This is a genomic window from Clostridium aestuarii (assembly GCF_026735135.1).
Classification (GTDB): Bacteria; Bacillota; Clostridia; order Clostridiales; family Clostridiaceae; genus Clostridium_H; species Clostridium_H aestuarii.
On record NZ_JAPQER010000005.1, the window covers coordinates 170,326 to 193,707 of the forward strand.

A 23,382-nucleotide genomic window follows, 5' to 3' on the forward strand; every position below is an offset into this window, starting at 1 on the left:
ATTATTGGTATATATCAAAAAAATATAATAAAAATAGGAGAAGATGATAATGAATGATTTTTTAACAAACGATATCAATATAGAAATTATAAAGTATATTCAAACGTTTTCTAATTCTTTCTTAGATAAATTTGCAGAGGGTATAACAATGATGGGAGAACAATATTTTTTTATAATGATTATAGCTATCATATTTTGGTGTGTTGACAAAAAGTTTGGATATAGATTGGGATTTACACTTATTTCAAGTATGGTTATTAATGGAGCTATAAAAGAAATATTAAAAGTTCCTCGTATTTTTGGAACAGAAGGGATAAGATCTCTAAGGATTAACACAGCTACTGGTTATTCTTTTCCAAGTGGACATACTCAAGGCGTTGCCACATTTTGGATGTCGATAATAAGCAATGTTAAAAAAAAATACATATATTTTTTGGGAAGTATAATTGTAATTTTAGTAGCAGTATCCAGAATATATCTGGGGGTTCACAGACCCATAGACGTGATAGGCGGAATTGTAATATCTTTAATATGGGTACTTGTATGTAATATTATTTTTAATTATTTAGATAATGGAGGCAATAAGCTTATATTGTTTAGTATAATAGTTCCTATGTTAATAGGGTTATTTATGTTTAAGACGCATGATTATTATACAATATCTGGTGTGACCTTAGGATTTTTTGTAGGATATAATATTGAAAGTCAATACATAAAATTTAACGAAAAAACGTCTATGATAATTAATATATTTAAATTTTTGGTTGGAGTGAGTATAGTATTAATTATAATGAAAGGATTAAAATTAGTATTCCCCAAATATTTGCTGTTTGACTTTATAAGATATTGTATTATAGGAATATGGATGACATCAGGTGCGCCGTATTTATTCAAAAAGATAGGATTTGCATAAAGAGAATTTTAAGCTTCAGGTGAAGTTTTTATTCCATCTGAAGCTTAAAAACCCTGGATAAAATAAGGAAAGTGATAATCACTTTCCTTATTAGTTTTTAAAACTGTGTATTGGAGCTGGAATTTGTCCGCCTCTTTGAGCAAATGCAGCACTACTAAATTTACTTACATTCATTATAGGGGCAGTTCCAAGTAAACCTCCAAATTCAACCATGTCACCAACATTTTTACCAGGTACAGGAATAATTCTAACAGCTGTTGTTTTGTTATTAATCATACCTATAGCAGCTTCATCTGCTATTATAGCTGAAATTGTTTCAGCTGGTGTATCTCCAGGTATACCAATCATGTCAAGGCCAACAGAACATACACAAGTCATTGCTTCTAACTTCTCTATATTAATTGAGCCTTTTAATACAGCATCTATCATACCAGCATCTTCAGATACTGGAATAAAAGCACCACTAAGCCCGCCAACTTTTGTAGCTGCCATGATACCACCTTTTTTTACAGCGTCATTTAAAAGTGCAAGAGCTGCTGTAGTTCCAGGTGCACCGCAGCTTTCAATACCCATTTCTTCTAAAACATGAGCTATGCTATCACCTACAGCAGGAGTTGGTGCAAGAGATAAATCAATTATTCCAAATGGAACATTAAGACGTTTAGAAGCTTCGTTAGCTACTAGTTGACCCATTCTGGTGATTTTAAAAGCAGTTTTCTTTATTGTTTCTGCAACAACATCAAAACTTTCACCTCTAACTGATTCAAGAGCTGATTTAACAGTACCCGGTCCGCTTACTCCAACATTTATAACACATTCACCCTGACCTATACCATGAAAAGCACCAGCCATGAAAGGATTATCTTCTACGGCATTAGCAAAGACAACGAGTTTAGCGCAGCCAATACCATTTGAATCTTTAGTTAATTCTGCTGTTTGTTTTATGATTTGACCCATTTCACGTACAGCATTCATATTTATCCCTACTTTACTTGTACCAACATTAACAGAAGAACATACTAGATCGGTTACACTTAGGGCTTCAGGAAGTGAAGCAATAAGTTTTTTATCACCTTTAGAATAACCACTATGTACTAAAGCAGAAAAACCACCAATAAAGTTAACTCCTACAGCTTTTGCTGCTTTATCCATAGTTTTAGCAAATTCAACATAATTATCATCATCGCAGGCTTCTGCAATTAAGGAAATAGGGGTTACTGATATTCTTTTATGAATTATAGGAATACCAAATTCCATTTCAATATCTTTACCAACTTTAACTAGATTTTCTGCATATTTTGTTATTTTATCGTATATTTTTTGTCTTGACTTTTCGCCACTAAAACTACAACAATCTCTGAGTGAAATTCCCATTGTAATAGTACGAATATCTAATTTTTCTTTTTCAATCATTCCAATAGTTTCCATGATTTTATTTTGGTTTATCATAGTGTCACCCCTTTCTCTTAAACGTTATGCATTGAGTTAAATATATCTTCATGTTGTATTTTTATAGATAATTCTAGTTCTTTTCCTGCTTCTTCTAAAAGAGTTTTCAAATCATTAAATGGTTTAGTAGATTTGGAAAGATCAACTAACATTATCATAGTAAAATATTCTTGAAGTATAGTTTGACTTATGTCTAAAATATTTACATCGGCATTAGATAAAATGTGGCTTACATTAGCAATAATACCTACCTTATCTTTGCCTAACACAGTAATAATAGCTTTCATAGTAATTCCTCCTCAGTATAATTGTTTTATATTATGATATATTAATAAAGAATAAAATGCAACAAACATAAGAATAAATTAATAAAAAACATTATATATACTATACTATTGAATAGTAATATTTAATTTGTTATATAGTTTAATTATAATTTATAATATTAATGTTTAATACAATCTATAAAAATATGGTAATCCTGTTTATTTAAAGAACAATTATTTTACCAGTACAGTTTATAAAAAAGTTATCACAGCTATTTTTAAATTTGTTAATAGCATTTTCACCAGTACAATGAGAAACTCCTATTAATTTAATATTCAGTTTATTAAAATATTGTATAGTCTTTTCAATACGAGAATTATCTGCTTCAATAAGATGAGTTCCGCCTATTACTCCATATATTTTTTCACCAGTTCTTTTTTGAATAGTGTTTATTATATTTACAATTCCAGGATGAGAGCATCCAACTAGAATTAAAAGTCCTTTTTCTGTAGTTATACTAATAGCAATTTCATCTTTAAAGTTATCAGTCAATAATGTATTGTTGATTTTCATTTTCAGATTTTCATTAAGATACTCAAAATTACATTCTCTTTTAAAATTTGTATGAACTGATATTTTGGAAGTAAGTTTAACAAAATCTCCAGTTATGTAGTTTATATCCACCTGTTTTTTCATTATATAATCTTTACTAAAGTTTATTCCAATATACTTAGTAAAACCGTTTTTTAAGGCATTCTCATCTTTAGAATCTTCGAAAATATGGTATTTATCACTATTATCAAAAAAATACTTACTTATATACAAATCTGGTTTAATATCTACTGAATCTAAGTATTTTTTAACTCCTCCGCAATGATCATAATGTGCATGGCTCAAAAGTAAATAATCTGTTTTATTAAGATCTATATTTAAAGCTTTTGCATTTTTTATAAAATCTCCACTTTGACCAGTATCAAATAGTATATTTCCTTCTGAGGTTTCTATAAAAAAAGATAAACCATGTTCATTAATTAAAGATTTATTTTCACCCAATGTATTTTCGATTAATGTTGTGATTTTCAAATATAATCAACTCCTAATTCCAAGTTTATATACACTAATAATACCTTTTTTACATAAATGTGTAAAGCTAATTACAAGGGTTGCTTTGTAATCGAATAAATTAACGATTTTAGTTGAGAATTTTATATAAACACTTTATAATAAGAATAAAAAAATAAAGGAAGTTAAAAATGGATGAACAAAGGCTAATTACTGCTTTAATTGAAGAAAATATAAAACAAACACCTATAAGTATGAAAAAGATGAATTTAGGATTTATAAATATGGTTTATGATGTAGAATTTCCTGGAAAAGAAATTATTATTAGAATTAACCATGATAAAAATAATTTTATAGGAGTAGAACAAAATATAGAAAAATTAAAAGAATTAGGACTTCCGGTATCTAATATATTGTATATCGACTTAAGTAAGAAGAAATATGATGTTGCTTATATGATTATGGAAAAAATTCCTGGGCGAGATTTAAGATATGAAATAGAAAACATGTCTAAGGAACAAATGACAAATATTGCAGATAAAATTATATTTTATCAAAACAAAGTTGGAAAACTTTGTTTAGGAAAAGGATTTGGAAGATGTAATATAGGTGAAAAAGGTAAATATGAATCATGGACAGAATTTATAAAGGATGAAGTTAATAAAGTTAAAGAAAGTATTGACTTAGAAATTTATAACAAAATTATAACAATCATGTATGAATTTAAAGTTTATTTTGATAGTGTTAGTCCAACATGTTTTCTTGATGATATAACTCTTAAAAATGTTATTATAAAGGAAGGCAAACTTGAAGGGCTTATAGACTTCGATTGGGTATGTTATGGGGACCCTCTTTACACCATAGCTTTAGTTCAAACAGGAACTATGGTTCATTTAAATGACAAATGTATGTATTATGTAGAAGAATTATGTAAATTTTGGAATGTAACAGATTTTCAAAGAAAGGTAATAGATTTTTATTCATTAATTCATGCAGCAAAATTTGTGAATTTTCAATTAAAAATGAATAATAAATATTTAATAAAGGTTTTAAATGATAAAATTAATGTTTTAATAAAAAGGATGTAAAAGAGGGATAAAATGAAAAAAATAAATAGAGATTTAAAAGTATTTTTTGCAGTGGTATTAGCAGCACTGTTTTTTATGAATATTAAAGTTTTTGCAGAAGAGACAAACTATAAAATTTGGGAAACTAAGAATAATATTGAAAGTAATAAGGTATGGACTATAAAGTTTAATTACCCAATAGATATACATACAATTGAAAGTAATGTTAAAGTTGTAGAAAAAGAAACAAAAAAAAGTAAAGATATAAAAGTAAGTTGTAATGAGAATGGAAAGTCTTTAAAAGTAGTTCCGTTAAAAAAATATGAAAACATGGAGACATATACCTTATTAATAGAAAAAGGTTTAAAAACCAAAGAAGGCAAAAAAATAGATAAGCCTATAAAATTTGATTTCACAATTAAAAATGAAAATGAAATTGAAAAAGTTTGGACAGAAAAAGACATAAATAGTTATGATGAGTTTTATAAAGCCATTAAAGAAACATTAGAGAATTTTGAAACAAAAGTTATTATTAATATAAAAAATTATGATTCAGATAAATATAAAATAGACATTTTAAATAATATTATAGAAACTTATCCTGAGATGGATTATGGTTATAATGGTGCTAATGCAAATATAGTGTTAGATAGTAATGGTAATGCAAAAATGACAATGAATATAGAGTATCAGTTTTCAAGAGATTATATGAAGAAAATGAAAGCAGATTCTGAGGAAAAGGTTAAGGAGATAATAAATAAAATTATTAAACCTGATATGACAGAATATGAAAAAGAATTAGTACTACATGATTATATAGTTAATAATTCAAAATACGATAAAAGGTTGTTTACAAATAACATGCCTAATGAATCTTATACTGATTATGGAATATTGGTAAATGGTGTAGGGGTTTGTTCGGGATATGCAAAGGCGATATATAGGTTAATGAAAGGTGCAGGAATAGAATGCATATATGTTACTGGAGAGGCAGATGATGGAACAGGAAGAATACCGCATGCATGGAATATTGTAAAGATAGAAGGAGAGTACTATCATCTTGATATTACTTTTGATGATCCTATAACCTATAATGGAAAGAATATATTAACATATAATTACTTTAATTTAACAGATGGCAAAATATCACAAGATCACATTTGGAATACTAACATATATCCTAAGTGTACTAGCACTAGGTATAGTTATTATAAAAAATAAAAAAGAAGGGATGTTTAATAAATAAATGAGATATGAAGGAACTGTATATAGACCACCAAGTGAGGCGTATAGCTTAATTATTCAAGTTACTATAGGATGTGCTCATAACGAGTGTACGTTTTGTGACATGTATAAGGATAAAAAATTTAGAGTGAGAAAAATTGAAGAAGTGTATGAAGATTTGGAAAATGCAAGAAAATATTACGGTGTAGTGAAAAAAATATTTTTAGCAGATGGAGATGCGTTAGTTTTAAAAAATGAATATTTAGAAGCTGTGTTAATAAAAATAAAAGAATTATTTCCAGAATGTGAAAGAGTTTCTGTATATGCAACACCTAAAGATGTCATAAGAAAAAGCGAAGAAGATTTAATAAAGCTTAGAGATTTAGGAATTACAATTATGTATATGGGAGTAGAGTCAGGAAGTGATGAAATATTAAAGGATGTAAAAAAGGGAGTGACTTCTCAAGAAATGATTCAAGCAGGAAAAAAGATTGTTCAGAGTGGAATAAAGCTGTCTGTAACTTTAATTTCTGGGTTAGGAGGAAAAGAAAAATGGAAGCAGCACGCTGTTGAATCTGCAAGAGTAATAAGTGAAATAGACCCACACTATTTAGGGTTACTTACTCTTATGGTTAATCCTAATACAGAAATGTATGAAAAGTTTAAAGATGGTGAAATGGAATTATTATCTCCAAAGGAAGTTATGGTAGAAACTAGAGAACTTATTAAAAATTTAGAGGTAACAAATTGTGTGTTTAGAAGTAACCATGCCTCTAATTATGCACCGCTTGCAGCAAATTTAAATAAAGAAAAGAAAAGCCTTCTTAATCAATTAGATAATTTAATAGAAGAAGATTGCGAATTTAAAGGTGAGGTATTTAGAAGATTTTAAATAATTAATAAATAGTTAACAAATTATTAATACTTTTTTAAATGATATTTAGTACCATATATATATTCCGTATGATATAATTTATATATAAATCATTTATATGTGAGAAAATTAATTTTTTATTTTGAAAAGAGGGATAAAATATGGAATATTATAATAAGAGTTTTAATATTGGCAATTCGTTAAAATCGGTATTAAAGTGGTGTGTATTTGCAGTGATTTTGGTAATAGTGTTAAAAGGGATTTTTCTTTTAATTCCGTTAGGAATTGCTGGATGGGCAGTTTATAAAGTTGTTAAATTTGTACAGATGAGAATAGTAAAACAAGGTATTAAAAAAGATAAAGTTCAAAGTGTGATGAATGAAAAAGTTGAATGGAATGCTGAATTTAATATGGATGATATAGTTCAATCTAGTATAATAGATGTTGAATATGAAGAAATTAACAAATAAATATAATAAAAGAATGGCTGATATTTATGCCATTCTTTTATTATATAGTATAAAAATGTGGGGAAACTATCTATAAGAAAAGTGCAACGCACTTTTCTTATAGATAACAATTGACAGATTGAAAGAGATAATTAACAGAGCTTAATTGTAAATTCCAAATTTCAACAAGCTGCAATGTTGTTATGTTAGAAAAAAAAATTAGGCTTTACTTATATAGTAATAATGAAATTAACTAAAAAATAATATGAGGTGTAGATAAATGATGTTAAATGAAGATTCTAGAGTGGATTTACATATTCATACTACGGCATCTGATGGAAGTTATGAACCTGAAAGAATAATTAAGGAAGCAAAGAAAAAAGATATACAATTAATAGCTATAACTGATCATGATGAAGTAGCGAATGTGGAGCTAACAAAAAGTATTGCTAAAAAATATGATATAGCTTATCTTCCAGGAATTGAAGTTTCAAGTACACTTGAAGGAGAATTATTTCATATATTAGCTTATGGTACTGATAACACAAATAAAGAACTTATTCAATTATTAGAACATAATAAATATTTACTTCAAAAGAAGGATGATGATTCAATAAGATACTTAATTGAAAAAGGATATAATATTGATTACTTAGAATATGAAAAATATGAATATGATAAAAAAAGAGGTGGATGGAAAGCATTAAATTTTTTGATTGATGAAGGTTTATGCAAAGATGTAGGGGATTATTTTTCAACATTGTTTTGTGAAAAGAATGGAATTCAATTTCCTGAATTTAACCATACAAAAGAGGTTATAGATATAATAAAAAGAGCAAATGGTATTCCAGTTTTAGCCCATCCTTATTATGAAGGGTATGATATACCAGTTCGACAGAAACTAGATAAATTCTTGAAATTAGGTATAGAAGGTATTGAATGTTTTCATCCCAACCATAGTGATGAAATAACTGATAGATGTATCCAATGGTGTAGAGAAAATGGGGTTATTTCAACTGCGGGATCAGATTTCCATGGCGATTTTATAGAACAGAGAAAGATGGGTTTTCCAAAAACAACTATAAAGGATATTAATTTAGGAATTTTAATGAAGTATATATATTAGAAACATAAAATAAAAAAAGACAATTCTTAATTATAATAATAGGAATTGTCTTTTTAAGATTTATAATATAAGGGTATGAGTATACAACTTTAATATGTATATAATTAATTTTTAAATAACAAATATTATTTTTAAAATTTATTATATAATGTAATATATTCATATTATTATACGAGGGGGAGATAAAATGATGACATTATTTAGCCTAATTCTTGCAATAGCAATTATTATAGCTGTTTTTTCTATAATTGGAGTAGTTGTACTTCCTATTGCAGGAATAGCGTTAATAATTGCATTTATTATGGCGATTTTAGGACTGGTTTTAGGAATCTTTAAGCTGGTATTTTCACTTCCAACTTTGATTTTAATTATTATTTTAATTTTTGTTTATAAGAAGTCAAGATAATAATTTGTTTGTTAAGTTAATGTATAAATTTAGAGTAATTATCAAAGAAAAAGTTGATAATTACTCTTTCTTTAATTCATAAAATATATAATTTTAAATAATAATATATTAAGAGATTAATACGTTATTAGGAGTTGAAATTATGAAAGGTATTTTAATGGTTGATGGTGAACGAGATATAGGTGCATTTATAATAAGTATAATTATAAGTGTAGGAACTGGAATTTTAGCAAGTGTATTTGCAGGCGTTCCAAGAATCATGTATCAAAGCTTTAATAAACCTTTTTTTGCGCCTCCAGGTTGGATTTTTCCTATAGTTTGGACTATATTATATTTATTAATGGGACTTGCTGTTTATAGAATATACTTAGTTGGTAAAAGTGGACAAAATATAAAATGTGCTTTGATTTTTTATGGTATACAATTGATATTAAATTTTATTTGGCCAATAATTTTTTTTAGATTTGATTTAAAATCAGTAGCATTCTTTGAATTATTAGTATTAATGGGGTTTATAATAATTACTATGGTTGAATTTTTTAAAGCAGATAAAAAAGCAGGATATCTTTTAATACCTTATTTCATATGGACTGTTTTTGCATCAGTATTAAATTATTCAATTTGGATGTTAAATATGTAGAAGAGAGTAGATACCGAATTAAAATGGTATCTATTTTTTTATATAGGAATATTACTCAATTTTTAGTGAAAAATATTATTAATAAATTTAAATGTGTTAAGTAAATAAAAGGAAGTGATTTTAATGTATGATAAATTTAAAATGAATCATTATAGTAAAATTAGTAACAATGTAAAAAAGAGTGAATTTTCAAAATCACTTCAAGAAAACATTAATTTATTTAAGCAAGAGATATTTAAAGATGATGAGACTGTTATATATAGATATTTTAGAAATAAAGAAAAAGATATGCAATTTTGTTTAATATTTGTGGACGGTATGGCTGATGGGAAAATAATTAATGATAATATATTAAAACCAATAATATATACTTCAATGAAAGAAAACTTAGAATATAATGAAATATTAGATTATATTATGCAAAATGTTTTGATAACTGATGAAATAAAAAAGATATATGACATTACTACAGCAATAGATTTTATATTATATGGAGATGCATTATTACTAATAGATGGGATAGATGAAATAATATGTATTGATGCAAAAGGATGGGAAACTAGGGCTATATCAGAGCCTCTATCAGAAACTGTAATAAGAGGACCAAGAGAAGGTTTTACTGAATGCATGAGTGTCAATGTTTCATTAATAAGAAGAAAGATAAATTCTAACAAATTGAAGTTTAAATTTAGAGAATTAGGAACTGTCACTAAAACGAAAATATGTATATGTTATATAGATGATTTAGTATCAAAACAAATACTTAATGAATTATATAAAAGATTAGATAAAATAAAAATAGATGGAATTTTAGAGTCAGGTTATATAGAAGAGCTTATTAAAGATCATCCAGCTTCGACGTTTAAAACTATAGGAAATAGTGAAAGACCAGATGCAGTAGCTGGAATGTTATTAGAAGGAAAAATTGCATTAATATGTGATGGTACACCTTTTGTACTTACTATACCTTTTGTGTTTCAAGAATATTTTCAAAATAGTGAAGATTATTATAATAATTTTATATATGGTTCATTTAATAGGTTATTAAGAATATTAGGGTTTATGCTAACTACGAGTGTTCCAGCTATATATGTAGCTTTAACAACATTTCATCAGGAAATGATTCCTACCCAATTAATGTTAAGCATTGCAGCAGCTGTTGAGGGGGTACCATTTCCGCCTGCAATTGAAGCAGTGATGATGCTGACTACATTTGAAATATTAAGAGAAGCTGGTACTAGGTTACCCAAAAATATAGGTCAGGCAGTTAGTATAGTTGGTGCATTAGTTTTAGGAGAAGCGGCGGCATCTGCTAACATAGTTAGTGCCCCTATGGTAATTGTGGTTGGAATTACAGGAATTAGTAGTTTTCTTATACCCAAAATGTTAGGACCTGTAGTAATAATAAGAATTATATGTTTAATTTTAGCTTCTATATTAGGACTATATGGTTATATATTTGCAGTAATTGGAATATCTTTTTATTTGTTTTCTTTGAAATCTTTTGGAGTGGACTATATGTTAAAAATAGGTTCTATAAATAAATTGGATTTAAAAGATACTGCTATAAGAGCACCGTGGTGGTTTACAGAAAATAATCCTAAATTTGTTTTTAGCAAACTTGTTAATAAATATAAAGGAAGTAGATGAATTGAAAAAAATAAAAGAAATTTTATTGGTAACTGTGATTATATTAAATGTATTTATTTTTTCAGGGTGCTGGGATTATACACAAATAGACAAATTAGAAATTGTTGCTGGGATAGCTATAGATAAAAATGAAAATACCAATGAATATATTTTGACAACAGAGGTTTTAGAGCCCATATTAGGAGCAAGGGAAAATCAATTATTATCAAAGGTTATTCAGATAGAAGGAAAATCTTTATTTGATAGTATAAGAAATACTATATCTAAAACTAGTAAAAGGCTTTATTTTAGTCATACAAAAGTGGTTATAATAAGTAAAAAAATAGCACAAACTGAAATATTGCCAATTATAGATATTATCAATAGAGATGCTGAATTAAGAGGAGATATGAAGATACTTATTTCTAAAGAGGATACAGCTGGAGAAATACTTAATAATCTCTATAAAAAAGAGACTAATATAATTTCATATGATATTGATAAGGCATTTACAGCTAGAAAATCTTTATCAAAATATCCTGAAATAGATGTATGGGGATTTGTAGAAGAATTGATGGCAGATGGTATGGCACCTATAGTGCCTGGTATTCAAAATGAAGTAAAAGATGGTATACCAGGTTTTAAAGTAGATGGTAGTTATGCATTTAAGAGAGATAAATCAGTTGGATGCTTAGATGGTCGTGAAACAAAAAGTGCTTTATGGTTAAGAGATGACATAAAAAGTGGAGCTATAGTAGTTCAAAGTGACATTGATGGAGAAACATATAAAAATACTTTGGAAATTTTCAACAACAAAACCCAAATTAAGCCTATTAAGAAAAATGGAAAAATTGCATTGGAGATTAATATAGAGTTGGATTCAGGGATAGTTGAATTAGACAGTGAAAAGAATTTTATTGATAAAAAGAAAAGAGAAATTCTAAAAATGGATGCTGAAAAGCTTATAAAAAGAGATATTGAGAGAGTTATAGATAAAGCACAGATAGAGTTTGAAAGCGATATATTTGGGTTTTCTAGTATTATAAATAGAGAAATGCCTAAAGAATGGAAAAAAAATAAGAAAAATTGGGAAGAAGAATTTAAAAAATTAGATACAAATGTACAAGTAAAAGTTAATATAAGAAATAGTGCATTGATTTCAAAACCTATAAAGATAGGAGAATAAGAGATGACTATAATCATAATAGTTGCATATATAGTAATTACCTTATTAGAAGTAATTCCCCTATTTAAAAATCAACAAAAAAAAGAAATGATTTTATATATTAATATGATGGTAATAGCTTTGGTATTAAGTGTTCTATTAAGTAGAGGAATAAAAATTCCTAGTCCAGCTGTTTTTATTGAGAAATTAATTACATCGATTATAGGTGGGTGATTATAGAAAACTGTGAGATAGTAATTTATAAATAGTATAAAATTTTAAAAATAAAAACAAGGAATATAGAATTAGTTTATGAAGTATAGTCTAAAAATTATATAACTAATCAATTTATTAGATATGTTGTTGTAAGAATGCTTAGAAATACAAAAAAAGTACTAAATTATATATAAAATGAAAAAAGTTGAAAGAACTTGTAAAATATGGTATAAATATATTGGGATAAAAATAGTGAAGGTATATACATAATATATAGTTTCAAACAATATGTTAATTATTGTAATAATATGTGCGAGGAGGCAATAAAATGGTTTTGTACAAAGGTGAAAAAAAAACAAATAGTATAGGTAAAAAAATAGAAAACATAAGATACAAGTTAAATAAATTAGTTGCTGAAAAAAATCAAAATATTATGGATTCAGAAGTGGTTAAGTTAAGTCAAAAATTAGATGAACTTTTAATATATTATATTAGAATAAATGGGGATAATAAGAATATTGCATAGCAATATTCTTATTATTATGAATTGAAAATTAGTATTTGTACAAAATATATTTTAAATTATCAAAATATTCAGCATATTAATACTGGATTTGCTATTGACATAAAGTAAAATATAAATTATTATTTAGTTAACCGATTAACTAAACCGATAAACTAAAGTGGAGTTGGTAAAGAGGAGGTACTAAATTGAATACTATTTGTGTTTTAGGCAGTATTAACATGGATGTAGTTTTAAAAGTTAATAGAATGCCTAAAGTAGGAGAAACTATATTTGCTTCAAACTTAAAAAATATATCAGGTGGTAAAGGAGCAAATCAAGCTGTAACTTGTGCTAGACAAGGCGCAAACGTATACATGATATCTAAAGTTGGACTAGATGGGAATGGCGAAGCGTTAATTAATGAACTAGTTAAGGATAATATAAATGTTGATTATATATTCAAAGATGAGAATAAACCAACTGGTACAGCTATAATAACAGTTGATGATGAAGCAAATAATTGTATTATTGTAGCAGCAGGAGCAAATACGGCTATAAATAAAGCTGAGATTTTAAAAGCTTCTGAGGTAATTAAGAAAAGTGATATAATTTTATCTCAATTTGAAACACCAATTGAAGTAGCTATAGAAGCGTTTAAAATAGCTAAAGAAAATGATAAAGTAACAATTTTAAATCCAGCTCCTGCAAAAGAAATCAGTGAAGAATTATTAAAATATACAGATATAATAATTCCAAATGAAACTGAAACATACGAGCTTACTAAAGTTGAAGTTAATAATCTAGAAGATGCTAAAAAAGCTGGAAATAAGTTTTTTGAAAAGGGAGTAAGATGTGTAATTATAACGCTTGGTTCCAAAGGAGCTGCATTAATTACAGAGAACAATGCTGAGGTTATACCTGCTTATAAAGTTAATGCAGTTGATACAACAGCTGCAGGTGACAGTTTTATAGGCGCATTTTCTAGTAAAATTGATTCAAAAAAATTGAATTTTGAGAATATGAAAGAAGCAATAAAATTTGGAAATAAAGTATCAGCTATTGCAGTTCAAAGAGAAGGAGCTCAACCATCAATTCCTTATTTAAAAGAAATTGAAGAAATTTATGGGGAGGAATACAAATGAAGAAAACACCATTATTAAATAGTAGCATATCAGAGATAATATCTAAACTTGGACATAATGATACTATAGCAATTGGAGACTGTGGACTTCCAATTCCAGATGGAACAAAGAGAATTGACTTAGCATTAGTAAAAGGTATTCCAAGTTTTAAGGATACTTTAAAAGCTATTCTTTTAGAACAAGAAGTACAAGAAGTAATTGTAGCAGAAGAAACTAAAAAAGTGAGTCCTAAAATTTATGAAGAAATAAAGGGCGAAATAGGAAATGTTCAAATTACGTTTATTACTCATGAAGAACTTAAAAAACAATTGGAAAAGTGTAAAGCAGTTATAAGAACTGGAGAACAAACGCCTTATGCAAATATAATATTAAAATCAGGAGTTGTATTTTAAAAGGAGGGGTAGAATGAGAGAATGTAAGCCTATACTCCAAATGGAAGGTATCGTAAAATCTTTTCCAGGGGTGAAGGCACTAGATGGTGTAAAGCTGTCAGCTTATGGTGGAGAAGTTCTAGCTTTACTTGGAGAAAATGGAGCGGGAAAATCAACATTAATGAAGATATTAAGTGGAGTATATAAAAAAAATTCAGGAAAAATTACAATAGATGGGGAAGAAGTAGAACTTAAAAGTATTAAAGAAGCAGAAGAGTTAGGAGTTGCTATTATTCATCAAGAATTAAGTGTGCTTCCTAATTTAACAGTAGCAGAAAATATTTTTTTAGGTAATGAAAAAGTCAATAAATATACTAGAAAAATAAATAAAAAATTGCTTAAAGATAGGAGTCAAAGATTTTTAGAACAAATAGGTTGTAAGGTAAATCCAGAAATTTTAGTTAAAGATATAAGTGTTGGAGACCAACAAATGATTGAAATTGCAAAGGCGTTAACTAAAAATTCTAAAATAATAATAATGGATGAACCTACTACAGCACTTACAGAAGTAGAAACTAAAAAATTATTTGAGGTTATTAAAAAGCTTAAAAAAAAGGGGATTGCCATTATTTATATATCTCATAGAATGGAAGAGATTTTTACAATATGTGATAAAGTTACGGTTTTGAGAGATGGAAAATATGTTGGAGAGGCTATAACTAAAGATGCTACAGAGGATGATCTAATAGCTATGATGGTAGGAAGAAAACTAAAAGAACAATTCCCGTATAAAAAAGCTAAGAGTAAAAATACTTTGTTAAAGGTAGAGAATCTTAAATACAAAAATAAAGTTAATGGTGTTAGCTTTGAAGTTAAAAGTGGAGAAATACTAGGTGTAGCAGGTCTTATGGGTTCAGGAAGAACAGAAACTGCAAAAGTTATATTTGGAGAATATAAAAAAGACAATGGTGAAATATTGATTGAAGGTAAAAAAGTAAAAATAAATTCACCAAAAGATGCTATACAAAATGGAATATGTTATCTTTCTGAGGATAGAAAGACAGAAGGCTTAATTCTTGGAATGTCTGTAGGACATAACATGACTATTTCAAATTTGAAAAATTACGAAAATGCTTTAAAAAAAATAGATAAAAATAAAGAGCAAAATGATATTGAGAAATATATAAATAAGCTTTCAGTAAAAACACCGAGTTCAAAACAGCTTATGAAGAATTTAAGTGGAGGAAATCAACAGAAAGCTATACTTGCTAAGTGGATAATGTTATCCCCAAAAGTACTTATAATTGATGAACCTACTAGAGGAATAGATGTAGGTGCTAAAAAAGAAATTTATGATATATTAAACCAATTGAAAGAAAGTGGAAAAGCTATTATTATGATATCTTCAGATATGGCAGAAGTGCTTGGAATTAGTGATAGGATAATGGTTATGCATGAGGGTAAAGTTACAGGTATGATAAAGCATGAAGAAGCAAATCAAGAGCTTATAATGAAGTGCGCTGTTGCAACTAATGAATAATATAAAGACTTAAAGGAGAATTAATATGGAAAATAAATTTAAAAAAGCATTAATAAAATATAAATCATTGTTTGCTTTTCTGCTATTGTGCATTATTATGTCAATTAGTTCACCCAGATTTTCAGGTATATCAAATATTAAAAATGTACTTACACAAGTTTCAGTAAATGCAACTATTGCAGTTGGAATGACTTTTGTAATTTTAACAGGAGGAATAGATTTGTCCGTAGGTTCAACGTTAGCAATAAGTGGTGCTGTTGCTGCTACAATAGTTAAAACCAATGGAAATGTATTCTTAGCTGTTGCAGCTGCTATTGTAATAGGTGCAGGTGTTGGTCTTATTAATGGAATATTTGTTTCAAAAGGTAAAGTTCAAGCTTTCATAGTTACATTAGCTACTATGACCGTATTTAGAGGAGTAACTCAAGTATATACAAACGGTACTCCAGTATCAGGGTTAGGAAAGAAATTTGGAGTTATAGGAAATAATAATTTAGCCGGAATTCCTATACCTGTTATTATTACTTTAATAGTGTTCTTAATTGCTTTTTATTTTCTAAGTCAAACAAAATTTGGAAGATACTTATATGCTTTGGGTGGTAATGAAGATTCAGCAAGACTTTCAGGAATTAATACTGATAAAATAAAAACAATGGTATATGTTATATCAGGTATAACAGCGGCTATAAGCGGAATAATAGTTACAAGTAGAATAGGATCAGCTTCAGCAACAGCTGGAGGGGGATATGAGCTTGATGCAATTGCAGCGGTTGTACTAGGAGGAACGAGTTTAGCAGGTGGTGAAGGGAGTATTGCTGGAACGATAATAGGTGCGCTTATTATTGGGGTATTAAACAATGGTTTAAATCTCATGAATGTATCACCATATTATCAGTTAATAGTTAAAGGAGTAGTAATACTATTAGCTGTTATGGTAGATAAGAAAAATAAATAAAAAACTTAAGGAGGAAGAATTATGAAGAGAAGTATTAAGAGAATTTTATCAGTATTGACTTTAGTATTTTTACTTGGAGGACTTATTGGATGTGCTCAAAAAGGTGATGTTAAGGAAAAAGGTGAAGAAACTGTAAAAGGCGACAAAATAGGAGTGGTATTATCTACACTTAACAATCCATTTTTTGTTTCAATGAAAGAAGGAGCAGAAGCAAAAGCTAAAGAATTAGGATATGAATTAGTAGTGTTAGATTCACAAAATGATGCTGCAAAAGAAAGATCTAATGTGGAAGATTTAGTTCAACAAGGAATTAAGGTTCTAATAATAAATCCTACAGATAGTGATGCAGTAGCCAATTCAGTAAATGTTGCAAATGATGCTAAAATACCAGTTATAACAGTTGATAGAAAATCAAATGGTGGAGAGGTTATTTCTCACATAGCTTCAGATAATATCAAAGGTGGAGAAATGGCTGGAAATTTCATATTAGAACAGTTAAAAGATAAAAAAGAAATAAAAGTAATAGAAATTCAAGGGCTTCCAGGAGCATCAGCTACAAGAGAAAGAGGAAAAGGATTCCATAATGTTGTTGATGGAAAAACTAACATTAAAGTAGTTGCAAGTCAAGCAGCAGATTTTGATAGAACAAAAGGACTAACTGTAATGGAGAATATTATTCAAGCACAATCTGATTTTGATGCAGTATTTGCTCACAATGATGAAATGGCTCTTGGAGCAGTAAAAGCTTTAAAAACTGCTAATAAAAATATAATAGTTGTAGGATTTGATGGAAATGCAGATGCTAAAGATGCTATACAAAAAGGAGATATGTCAGCAACCATAGCTCAACAACCAAAACAAATGGGAAGTACAGCTATAGAAAATGCTATTAAAGTTGCAAAAGGAGAAACAGTAGAAAAAGAAATTCCAGTTGAACTTGAAATTGTCACTAAATAATACAGAAGAAATAGATAACATAGAAGAAAACGCCGATTGTATCGACGTTTTCTTCTATGTTATCTATTTTACGCTATAGAAAATCATAATACTTTGAAATTATGGATAACTTTTACATATAGTTCACAAAGTGAATTTTGTTCTAAATGTTTTATATGATTGATAACTTTGATATAATATATTTGCAAATTCATAATATTTATGGAGGAAACATACAAATATGACTAAAGTGACAATGAAAGATATTGCTAATCTTGCAGGTGTTTCAAAAACTACAGTATCAATGGTTTTGAATAAAAAAAATATTAATGTAAGTGAAACAACTAAAAATAAAATATTAAAAATTGCAGAGGAATTAAACTATATACCTAATAATGTAGCTAGAAGTTTGAGTACAAATAAATCTGAGACAATAGGAATTATAATTCCTGATATAACAAATCCATTTTTTTCAGAAATAGCAAGAGCTATAGAAGATACTGCCAGTAAGCTAAATTATAATGTTATATTTTGCAATACAGATAATGACAATGAAAAAGAAAAAAAATATGTGAAATTGCTAATAAGTAAATTAGTAGATGGAGTGATTTTTATAACTGGTAGTGGTAATGATGAAAGTTTAGATATATTGGATAATAATAATATTCCACTAGTTTTAGTTGATAGAGATATAGAAAAAAAGAAAAACTATTGTGGAGTTTATACTTTGAATGAACAAGGAGTTATAGATGGTGTAAACTATTTATTAAGAAAAGGAAAAAAGAAAATAGCGTTTGTAACAGGAGCAAAAGAACTTAGAATTTCAAGACAAAGGATTGAAGGTTATAAAAAAATAATGCTTGAAAATAATATTTATGATGAGGGATTAATTTTTGAAAGTGATTTTACTATTGAAGGAGGAATGCAATCTACAGAGAAAATTATAAATTCAAGAAATGATATCCAAGCAATTTTTTATAGTAATGACATAATGGCTTTTGGAGGTATAAAAGTGCTTATAAGAAAAGGATATAATATACCTGAAGATATAAGTATTATAGGATTTGATAATATAAAAATATCTGATTTTATGGAACCAGAGCTTACTACTATAGGGCAGCCTATATATGAAATAGGAAAAATAGCCTGTGAATTGCTTGTAAATGTAATAAATAAGAAGGTTTATAATAGACAAATATACTTAAAAACTAAATTAATTATTAGAGGAACAACATAAAGTTAAAATTTAGTAATTATTATTTTCAATTGATAATGACCATTGAATGCTAAAATAGTGACATATATAATATATACCTCATATATTATATATTAATTATAAAAAAATATTATCATTTAAAAATAATGAGGTAGTATTATGTATGAAAAAGAAAGATTAAAAATAGGAAACAGGATATCTAAAGTAACTATTATACTTAATTTGTTATTGTCAATTGTAAAGATATTTGCAGGTATAATTGGAAAAAGTAATGCTATAATATTGGACGGTATACATTCTATATCTGATGTGCTAAGTACAGTGTGTGTTATAATAGGACTTAAATTAGCAAATAAGCCAGAAGATAGTGAACATCAATATGGACATGAAAAAATTGAACCTATTATATCAAAATTATTGGCTTTTGTATTAGTAATTACAGCTCTTATGATTGGAAATAAAGCTGTTAATATAATTTTAGCTAAAAACTATACTACTCCAGGCAAAATTGCTGTTTATGCAGCAATACTATCAATAGTATTAAAGGAATGGATGTATAGGTATACTATAAAAGGAGCAAAGAAAATAAATAGTGCTATTTTGATTACAGATGCTTGGCACCATAGATCTGATGCACTTTCGTCCCTTGGAACATTGGTTGGAATCGTTGGAGCAAGAATGGGCGTGGCAGTTTTAGAACCAATAGCGTCTATAATTATATGTTTGATTATTATAAAAGTAGCAGTTGAAATTTATATAAAAGCAGCAAATCAGTTGATGGATCGAGCAGCAGATAAAGGTACTATTGAAGTTATAAAGAAAGATATATTAGGGGTTAAGGGTGTTATTAAAATAGATGATCTTAAAACTAGAATACATGCAAGTCGACTATATGTAGATGTAGAAATAGCTGTTAATAAAAACTTATCAGTTATACAAGCTCATACTATTGCTGAAGAAGTGCATTATAAGGTAGAAGATAATATTAAAAAGGTTAAACACTGTATGGTGCATGTAAATCCTTATTAACTCTTTAAAAAAAACTACGATACTAATTAAGTAAGTAGTTTTTTATTTATTATGAGATGAAATAATAAATAAGTTACATACAATAATAAAAATTTAATAAAAATATGAGATAAGGTGGTAAATATGAAGAGAAAAAAAAGTACAATTATATTAATATGGATTCTCATTGCCTTAGGATTTGTTATTGGAATAAAAATTAGGAATTATAAAGATGATACTGGTCTTAAAGTTGTAAAATGGGATAATTTTTATGATGGTAAGAATATTAATTTTTACTATGTTAATGATGATAAAACAATTTTTGAAAAATTAAAAAGAGAATATAAATTGGAGGATATAATTTCAAAGGGAAATAGTGATTTTGAAAAAAGTGTAGAACTATTAAAGTGGGTTAATCAAAAACTAAATTATAGCAATAAAAAAAATGGTTTTTCATCATATGATGGAGCAGAGCAAATATTAAAAAAATCAGAAGAATCAAATAAAAATAATTTAGTTTCAGATGATGAATGTTCAATAGTATATAATGAAGTTTCAAATGCTATAGGTGTTATTTCGCGTATAGGAGAATTTATGATTTCTGATGAGAAAAATGAAAAATACAGAAGTTTTAAGGTTTGCGAAATATGGAGTGACAAATATAATAAATGGATAATGATAGATCCATCTAATGGATGTTATTTATTGGACAAGGATATACCTGTTAGTGCTGTTGAAATTATTAAAAAGGGGATAGAAGGATTAAAAGTTGTAGGTACTAATAAACCAGAAAAATATAAAAAAAATATGAAAAAATATTTTTGTTCATATGCTGTGGGTATTGATAATAATATATATGGAATAAGTAAAAGTAATACCTATATTTGTTTTGTGAAAAATAAAGATAGTTTTAATGTTCCAATTGAAATAGTATTTAATCATCCTTTTATATTTACAGATAAAGAGAGATTATTCACACTATCACCTAGAAATAAATATATAGATGATAAAAGTGATAAAATACCAACGCTTATTTTTTCAAAGAAAACTTCTAAGGATAATAAAAATATAGAATATTATGGAGCTGTATTTAAAAATAGTATTATGGTTGAAAAATTTTATGTAAGTATAAATGGTTCTTTATTTAAGGAAGTTAATAATTATTTTCAATTTGAATTAAAACCAGGAATTAATGATATTAAATTATCTAGTGATGGAAAAAACATTGTTAGACAAGTTGTTTTTCAATATAATATTAAAGAATAAATTAGCAAAAAAGGTGGACAATAGGTATTTAACGCAGTATAATTTGAATGAATTAAAAATAAATTACATAAGGAAGCGAGTGAGTATAAAGTTTGATTAACTTAATATTTATTATTAAAGCAATTCTTATAGGGATAGTTGAGGGAATTACAGAATTCATACCAGTATCTTCAACCGGTCATATGATTATAATAGGAAATCTTATAGGGTTTAAGGACGGTGTTATACCATCCTACTTGTATACAAAAGAATATATAGATACTTTTGAAGTGGTTATTCAATTAGGTGCTATTTTAGCAATTGTTGTTTTATATTGGGATAAAATAAAAAATTCATTAAAAAACTTTTCTCCTAAAAAACCTAAGTCTGGGTTTAGATTTTGGTTCAATATATTTATAGGATCTATACCAGCAGGAGTACTTGGAATACTTTTTCATGACAAAATCAAAGAGAAATTATTTAATCCAATAACAGTAACTGCAGCTTTGTTAGTAGGAGCATTTTGGATGTTATATGCAGAAAAAAAATATAGGAAAAAATATAAAACTAGATATATAGAGGATGTTAATTTAAAACAAGCATTTTTGATAGGGTGCTTTCAATGTTTAGCATTATGGCCAGGAATGTCAAGATCAGCATCAACGATTATAGGTGCATGGATATGTGGATTATCTACTGTTGCTGCAGCTGAATTTTCTTTTTTCTTAGCTTTACCTGCAATGGTAGGTGCATCAGGAATCTCACTATTAAAAGCAGATATAATTAATTTTAATTTAATTCAAGTTATAGCACTTACTATTGGTTTTATAGTTTCATTTGTTGTAGCATTGATTGTTGTTGATGGTTTTATTTCATTTTTAAAGAAAAAGCCTATGAGAATTTTCGCTATGTATAGGATACTTATAGGTATTATTTTAAGTATATTGATAATTACAAAAATAATTTAAATTAAAAACTGAGAAGTTATGTCTCAGTTTTTAATTTTTTTTTGGAATTTGGTAATAATAAGAACAAGAAAATTATATTAAAAAATAATATTTTAAGGAGAGGTTAATTATGGAATGGAATCAAAAAATAGAAGATATTATTAATAATAAAAAATGGATAGCAAATGATAATGGATTATGGAAGATACAATGCTGTAAATTGGTAAATGATGAAGATGAACTTATGGTATTTATTGTAGCTGATGAACTTGAAGGTCCAGCTTGTGCAAGGGTAGAAAAAGTAATTGTGACTGGTAGTGAGCTTGTATTGTTTTATGATAGTCAATATGATTATGTATTGGAAGAAAGTGAATATGACAATTATTCTAAATTTATAACTTCCGAAGAATGGAAAATTCTATTTAAAGGCAATGCAATTGGAGATTTGAAGGAAATGAATATGATATCTGAAGAAGAAGGATTTTATGTAGAGCCACATGAAGGAATAGAAAGATATATGAGTAATTATGATAAAAGGGTTTCAGAAGAAATAGCAGAGCATTTTAATTTATAACTTGTTATAGAAAATAAATTTATGATCAGTGGTAGTGTAACAATTTTATAAAAAGAGGTATACTTCTTTAAAAAGTAAAAACAACTTTACCTAGAGTATCAATATAAGCAATAATGAAGAAAAAGGAATATAATTTAATAATATGAATGTAATTTAATTTTATGATACAAAAATTAAAAAAATGATAAAAAATAATTTGATATAATGCCAATTGTTGTTGAACAACAGAGTGTTTTGAAGATTAATTATAAAATTAATGCAGAAATCTGTTGACAAAAAAGACAATATAATGTAAGATAGTTGTTGTTGTAGAAAAACAGCATCTAATGTGGTCTTTGAAAATTAAACAGAAGTTAAGAAATAATGTCAGTCAATTGTAATGAGTAAAAGATTAAACTTTTAAATTGAGAGTTTGATCCTGGCTCAGGACGAACGCTGGCGGCGTGCCTAACACAT

25 protein-coding genes are annotated in these 23,382 nt (G+C 27.2%); 22 read left to right on the forward strand and 3 right to left on the reverse strand.

Translation table 11 applies throughout. From position 1 onward, the window contains the following. Window positions 1–49: 49 nt before the first annotated feature. The gene (locus OW763_RS12610; RefSeq protein ID WP_268041494.1) at window positions 50–913 is read left to right on the forward strand and encodes a phosphatase PAP2 family protein; all 864 of its coding nucleotides are present in this window, start codon (window positions 50–52) and stop codon (window positions 911–913) included. Window positions 914–1,003: 90 nt separating this feature from the next. Here OW763_RS12610 and OW763_RS12615 read toward each other — a convergent pair whose 3' ends face one another. The 3 genes from OW763_RS12615 to OW763_RS12625 form a co-directional block, all read right to left on the reverse strand. Beyond that, on the reverse strand, window positions 1,004–2,359 hold the full coding sequence (locus tag OW763_RS12615) for a PFL family protein (RefSeq protein ID WP_268041528.1): 1,356 nt from the start codon (window positions 2,357–2,359) through the stop codon (window positions 1,004–1,006). A 20-nt stretch (window positions 2,360–2,379) separates the two neighbouring features. Then, window positions 2,380–2,649, reverse strand: coding sequence for an ACT domain-containing protein (locus tag OW763_RS12620; protein ID WP_268041495.1), 270 nt, complete (start codon window positions 2,647–2,649; stop codon window positions 2,380–2,382). Between the two features lie 202 nt (window positions 2,650–2,851). Further along, complete coding sequence (locus OW763_RS12625; RefSeq protein ID WP_268041496.1) at window positions 2,852–3,712, reverse strand: MBL fold metallo-hydrolase; 861 nt, start codon at window positions 3,710–3,712, stop codon at window positions 2,852–2,854. 170 nt (window positions 3,713–3,882) lie between these two features. Between OW763_RS12625 and OW763_RS12630 the strand changes: the two genes are divergently transcribed. The 21 genes from OW763_RS12630 to OW763_RS12730 all read left to right on the forward strand — a co-directional run bounded on the left by OW763_RS12630 (window position 3,883) and on the right by OW763_RS12730 (window position 22,926). Further along, on the forward strand, window positions 3,883–4,779 hold the full coding sequence (locus OW763_RS12630; protein ID WP_268041497.1) for a phosphotransferase: 897 nt from the start codon (window positions 3,883–3,885) through the stop codon (window positions 4,777–4,779). A 12-nt stretch (window positions 4,780–4,791) separates the two neighbouring features. Continuing rightward, on the forward strand, window positions 4,792–5,979 hold the full coding sequence (locus OW763_RS12635; RefSeq protein ID WP_268041498.1) for a transglutaminase domain-containing protein: 1,188 nt from the start codon (window positions 4,792–4,794) through the stop codon (window positions 5,977–5,979). A 25-nt stretch (window positions 5,980–6,004) separates the two neighbouring features. Next, on the forward strand, window positions 6,005–6,874 hold the full coding sequence (locus tag OW763_RS12640) for a radical SAM protein (RefSeq protein ID WP_268041499.1): 870 nt from the start codon (window positions 6,005–6,007) through the stop codon (window positions 6,872–6,874). Between the two features lie 143 nt (window positions 6,875–7,017). Then, complete coding sequence (locus OW763_RS12645; protein ID WP_268041500.1) at window positions 7,018–7,326, forward strand: hypothetical protein; 309 nt, start codon at window positions 7,018–7,020, stop codon at window positions 7,324–7,326. Window positions 7,327–7,585: 259 nt separating this feature from the next. Further along, window positions 7,586–8,431 (forward strand): PHP domain-containing protein, encoded by an 846-nt coding sequence (locus OW763_RS12650; RefSeq protein ID WP_268041501.1) that lies wholly within the window; start codon window positions 7,586–7,588, stop codon window positions 8,429–8,431. Between the two features lie 187 nt (window positions 8,432–8,618). Beyond that, window positions 8,619–8,837: a hypothetical protein gene (locus OW763_RS12655; RefSeq protein ID WP_268041502.1), complete on the forward strand. Its 219-nt coding sequence runs from the start codon at window positions 8,619–8,621 to the stop codon at window positions 8,835–8,837. A gap of 142 nt (window positions 8,838–8,979) precedes the next feature. After that, on the forward strand, window positions 8,980–9,477 hold the full coding sequence (locus OW763_RS12660) for a TspO/MBR family protein (RefSeq protein ID WP_268041503.1): 498 nt from the start codon (window positions 8,980–8,982) through the stop codon (window positions 9,475–9,477). A gap of 123 nt (window positions 9,478–9,600) precedes the next feature. Then, on the forward strand, window positions 9,601–11,127 hold the full coding sequence (locus tag OW763_RS12665; RefSeq protein ID WP_268041504.1) for a spore germination protein: 1,527 nt from the start codon (window positions 9,601–9,603) through the stop codon (window positions 11,125–11,127). A 1-nt stretch (window position 11,128) separates the two neighbouring features. Then, the gene (locus OW763_RS12670; protein WP_268041505.1) at window positions 11,129–12,292 is read left to right on the forward strand and encodes a Ger(x)C family spore germination protein; all 1,164 of its coding nucleotides are present in this window, start codon (window positions 11,129–11,131) and stop codon (window positions 12,290–12,292) included. A gap of 3 nt (window positions 12,293–12,295) precedes the next feature. After that, on the forward strand, window positions 12,296–12,505 hold the full coding sequence (locus OW763_RS12675; protein ID WP_268041506.1) for a hypothetical protein: 210 nt from the start codon (window positions 12,296–12,298) through the stop codon (window positions 12,503–12,505). A 310-nt stretch (window positions 12,506–12,815) separates the two neighbouring features. Continuing rightward, entirely contained in the window at window positions 12,816–13,013 is a 198-nt protein-coding gene (locus tag OW763_RS12680) for an aspartyl-phosphate phosphatase Spo0E family protein (RefSeq protein ID WP_268041507.1), read from the forward strand. Between the two features lie 185 nt (window positions 13,014–13,198). Then, window positions 13,199–14,134 (forward strand): ribokinase, encoded by a 936-nt coding sequence (gene rbsK, locus OW763_RS12685; RefSeq protein ID WP_268041508.1) that lies wholly within the window; start codon window positions 13,199–13,201, stop codon window positions 14,132–14,134. Continuing rightward, entirely contained in the window at window positions 14,131–14,526 is a 396-nt protein-coding gene (gene rbsD, locus OW763_RS12690; protein ID WP_268041509.1) for a D-ribose pyranase, read from the forward strand. Before rbsK ends, rbsD begins: the two co-directional genes overlap by 4 nt. 13 nt (window positions 14,527–14,539) lie before the next feature. Beyond that, complete coding sequence (locus OW763_RS12695; RefSeq protein ID WP_268041510.1) at window positions 14,540–16,045, forward strand: sugar ABC transporter ATP-binding protein; 1,506 nt, start codon at window positions 14,540–14,542, stop codon at window positions 16,043–16,045. 25 nt (window positions 16,046–16,070) lie between these two features. Continuing rightward, a complete protein-coding gene (locus tag OW763_RS12700; protein ID WP_268041511.1) occupies window positions 16,071–17,000 on the forward strand; it encodes an ABC transporter permease subunit in 930 nt (309 codons plus the stop codon). 21 nt (window positions 17,001–17,021) lie between these two features. Next, on the forward strand, window positions 17,022–17,957 hold the full coding sequence (gene rbsB / locus OW763_RS12705) for a ribose ABC transporter substrate-binding protein RbsB (RefSeq protein WP_268041512.1): 936 nt from the start codon (window positions 17,022–17,024) through the stop codon (window positions 17,955–17,957). Window positions 17,958–18,177: 220 nt separating this feature from the next. Continuing rightward, entirely contained in the window at window positions 18,178–19,173 is a 996-nt protein-coding gene (locus OW763_RS12710; RefSeq protein WP_268041513.1) for a LacI family DNA-binding transcriptional regulator, read from the forward strand. A 138-nt stretch (window positions 19,174–19,311) separates the two neighbouring features. After that, window positions 19,312–20,181 (forward strand): cation diffusion facilitator family transporter, encoded by an 870-nt coding sequence (locus tag OW763_RS12715; protein ID WP_268041514.1) that lies wholly within the window; start codon window positions 19,312–19,314, stop codon window positions 20,179–20,181. A gap of 123 nt (window positions 20,182–20,304) precedes the next feature. Continuing rightward, window positions 20,305–21,426, forward strand: coding sequence for a transglutaminase domain-containing protein (locus OW763_RS12720; protein ID WP_268041515.1), 1,122 nt, complete (start codon window positions 20,305–20,307; stop codon window positions 21,424–21,426). A 92-nt stretch (window positions 21,427–21,518) separates the two neighbouring features. Next, window positions 21,519–22,373: an undecaprenyl-diphosphate phosphatase gene (locus OW763_RS12725; protein ID WP_268041516.1), complete on the forward strand. Its 855-nt coding sequence runs from the start codon at window positions 21,519–21,521 to the stop codon at window positions 22,371–22,373. A gap of 109 nt (window positions 22,374–22,482) precedes the next feature. Beyond that, window positions 22,483–22,926 carry a hypothetical protein gene (locus OW763_RS12730; protein ID WP_268041517.1) on the forward strand — a complete coding sequence of 148 codons (444 nt, stop codon included), beginning with the start codon at window positions 22,483–22,485 and terminating at the stop codon, window positions 22,924–22,926. Window positions 22,927–23,382 lie beyond the last annotated feature (456 nt).

Bases quoted from the DNA above. Each gene is read 5' to 3' on its own strand.
- OW763_RS12610 (WP_268041494.1), top strand. From the start codon at position 50: ATGAATGATTTTTTAACAAACGATATCAATATAGAAATTATAAAGTAT.
- OW763_RS12620 (WP_268041495.1), bottom strand. From the start codon at position 2,649: ATGAAAGCTATTATTACTGTGTTAGGCAAAGATAAGGTAGGTATTATT.
- OW763_RS12630 (WP_268041497.1), top strand. From the start codon at position 3,883: ATGGATGAACAAAGGCTAATTACTGCTTTAATTGAAGAAAATATAAAA.
- OW763_RS12635 (WP_268041498.1), top strand. From the start codon at position 4,792: ATGAAAAAAATAAATAGAGATTTAAAAGTATTTTTTGCAGTGGTATTA.
- OW763_RS12640 (WP_268041499.1), top strand. From the start codon at position 6,005: ATGAGATATGAAGGAACTGTATATAGACCACCAAGTGAGGCGTATAGC.
- OW763_RS12645 (WP_268041500.1), top strand. From the start codon at position 7,018: ATGGAATATTATAATAAGAGTTTTAATATTGGCAATTCGTTAAAATCG.
- OW763_RS12650 (WP_268041501.1), top strand. From the start codon at position 7,586: ATGATGTTAAATGAAGATTCTAGAGTGGATTTACATATTCATACTACG.
- OW763_RS12655 (WP_268041502.1), top strand. From the start codon at position 8,619: ATGATGACATTATTTAGCCTAATTCTTGCAATAGCAATTATTATAGCT.
- OW763_RS12660 (WP_268041503.1), top strand. From the start codon at position 8,980: ATGAAAGGTATTTTAATGGTTGATGGTGAACGAGATATAGGTGCATTT.
- OW763_RS12665 (WP_268041504.1), top strand. From the start codon at position 9,601: ATGTATGATAAATTTAAAATGAATCATTATAGTAAAATTAGTAACAAT.
- OW763_RS12675 (WP_268041506.1), top strand. From the start codon at position 12,296: ATGACTATAATCATAATAGTTGCATATATAGTAATTACCTTATTAGAA.
- OW763_RS12680 (WP_268041507.1), top strand. From the start codon at position 12,816: ATGGTTTTGTACAAAGGTGAAAAAAAAACAAATAGTATAGGTAAAAAA.
- rbsD (WP_268041509.1), top strand. From the start codon at position 14,131: ATGAAGAAAACACCATTATTAAATAGTAGCATATCAGAGATAATATCT.
- OW763_RS12695 (WP_268041510.1), top strand. From the start codon at position 14,540: ATGAGAGAATGTAAGCCTATACTCCAAATGGAAGGTATCGTAAAATCT.
- OW763_RS12700 (WP_268041511.1), top strand. From the start codon at position 16,071: ATGGAAAATAAATTTAAAAAAGCATTAATAAAATATAAATCATTGTTT.
- rbsB (WP_268041512.1), top strand. From the start codon at position 17,022: ATGAAGAGAAGTATTAAGAGAATTTTATCAGTATTGACTTTAGTATTT.
- OW763_RS12710 (WP_268041513.1), top strand. From the start codon at position 18,178: ATGACTAAAGTGACAATGAAAGATATTGCTAATCTTGCAGGTGTTTCA.
- OW763_RS12715 (WP_268041514.1), top strand. From the start codon at position 19,312: ATGTATGAAAAAGAAAGATTAAAAATAGGAAACAGGATATCTAAAGTA.
- OW763_RS12720 (WP_268041515.1), top strand. From the start codon at position 20,305: ATGAAGAGAAAAAAAAGTACAATTATATTAATATGGATTCTCATTGCC.
- OW763_RS12730 (WP_268041517.1), top strand. From the start codon at position 22,483: ATGGAATGGAATCAAAAAATAGAAGATATTATTAATAATAAAAAATGG.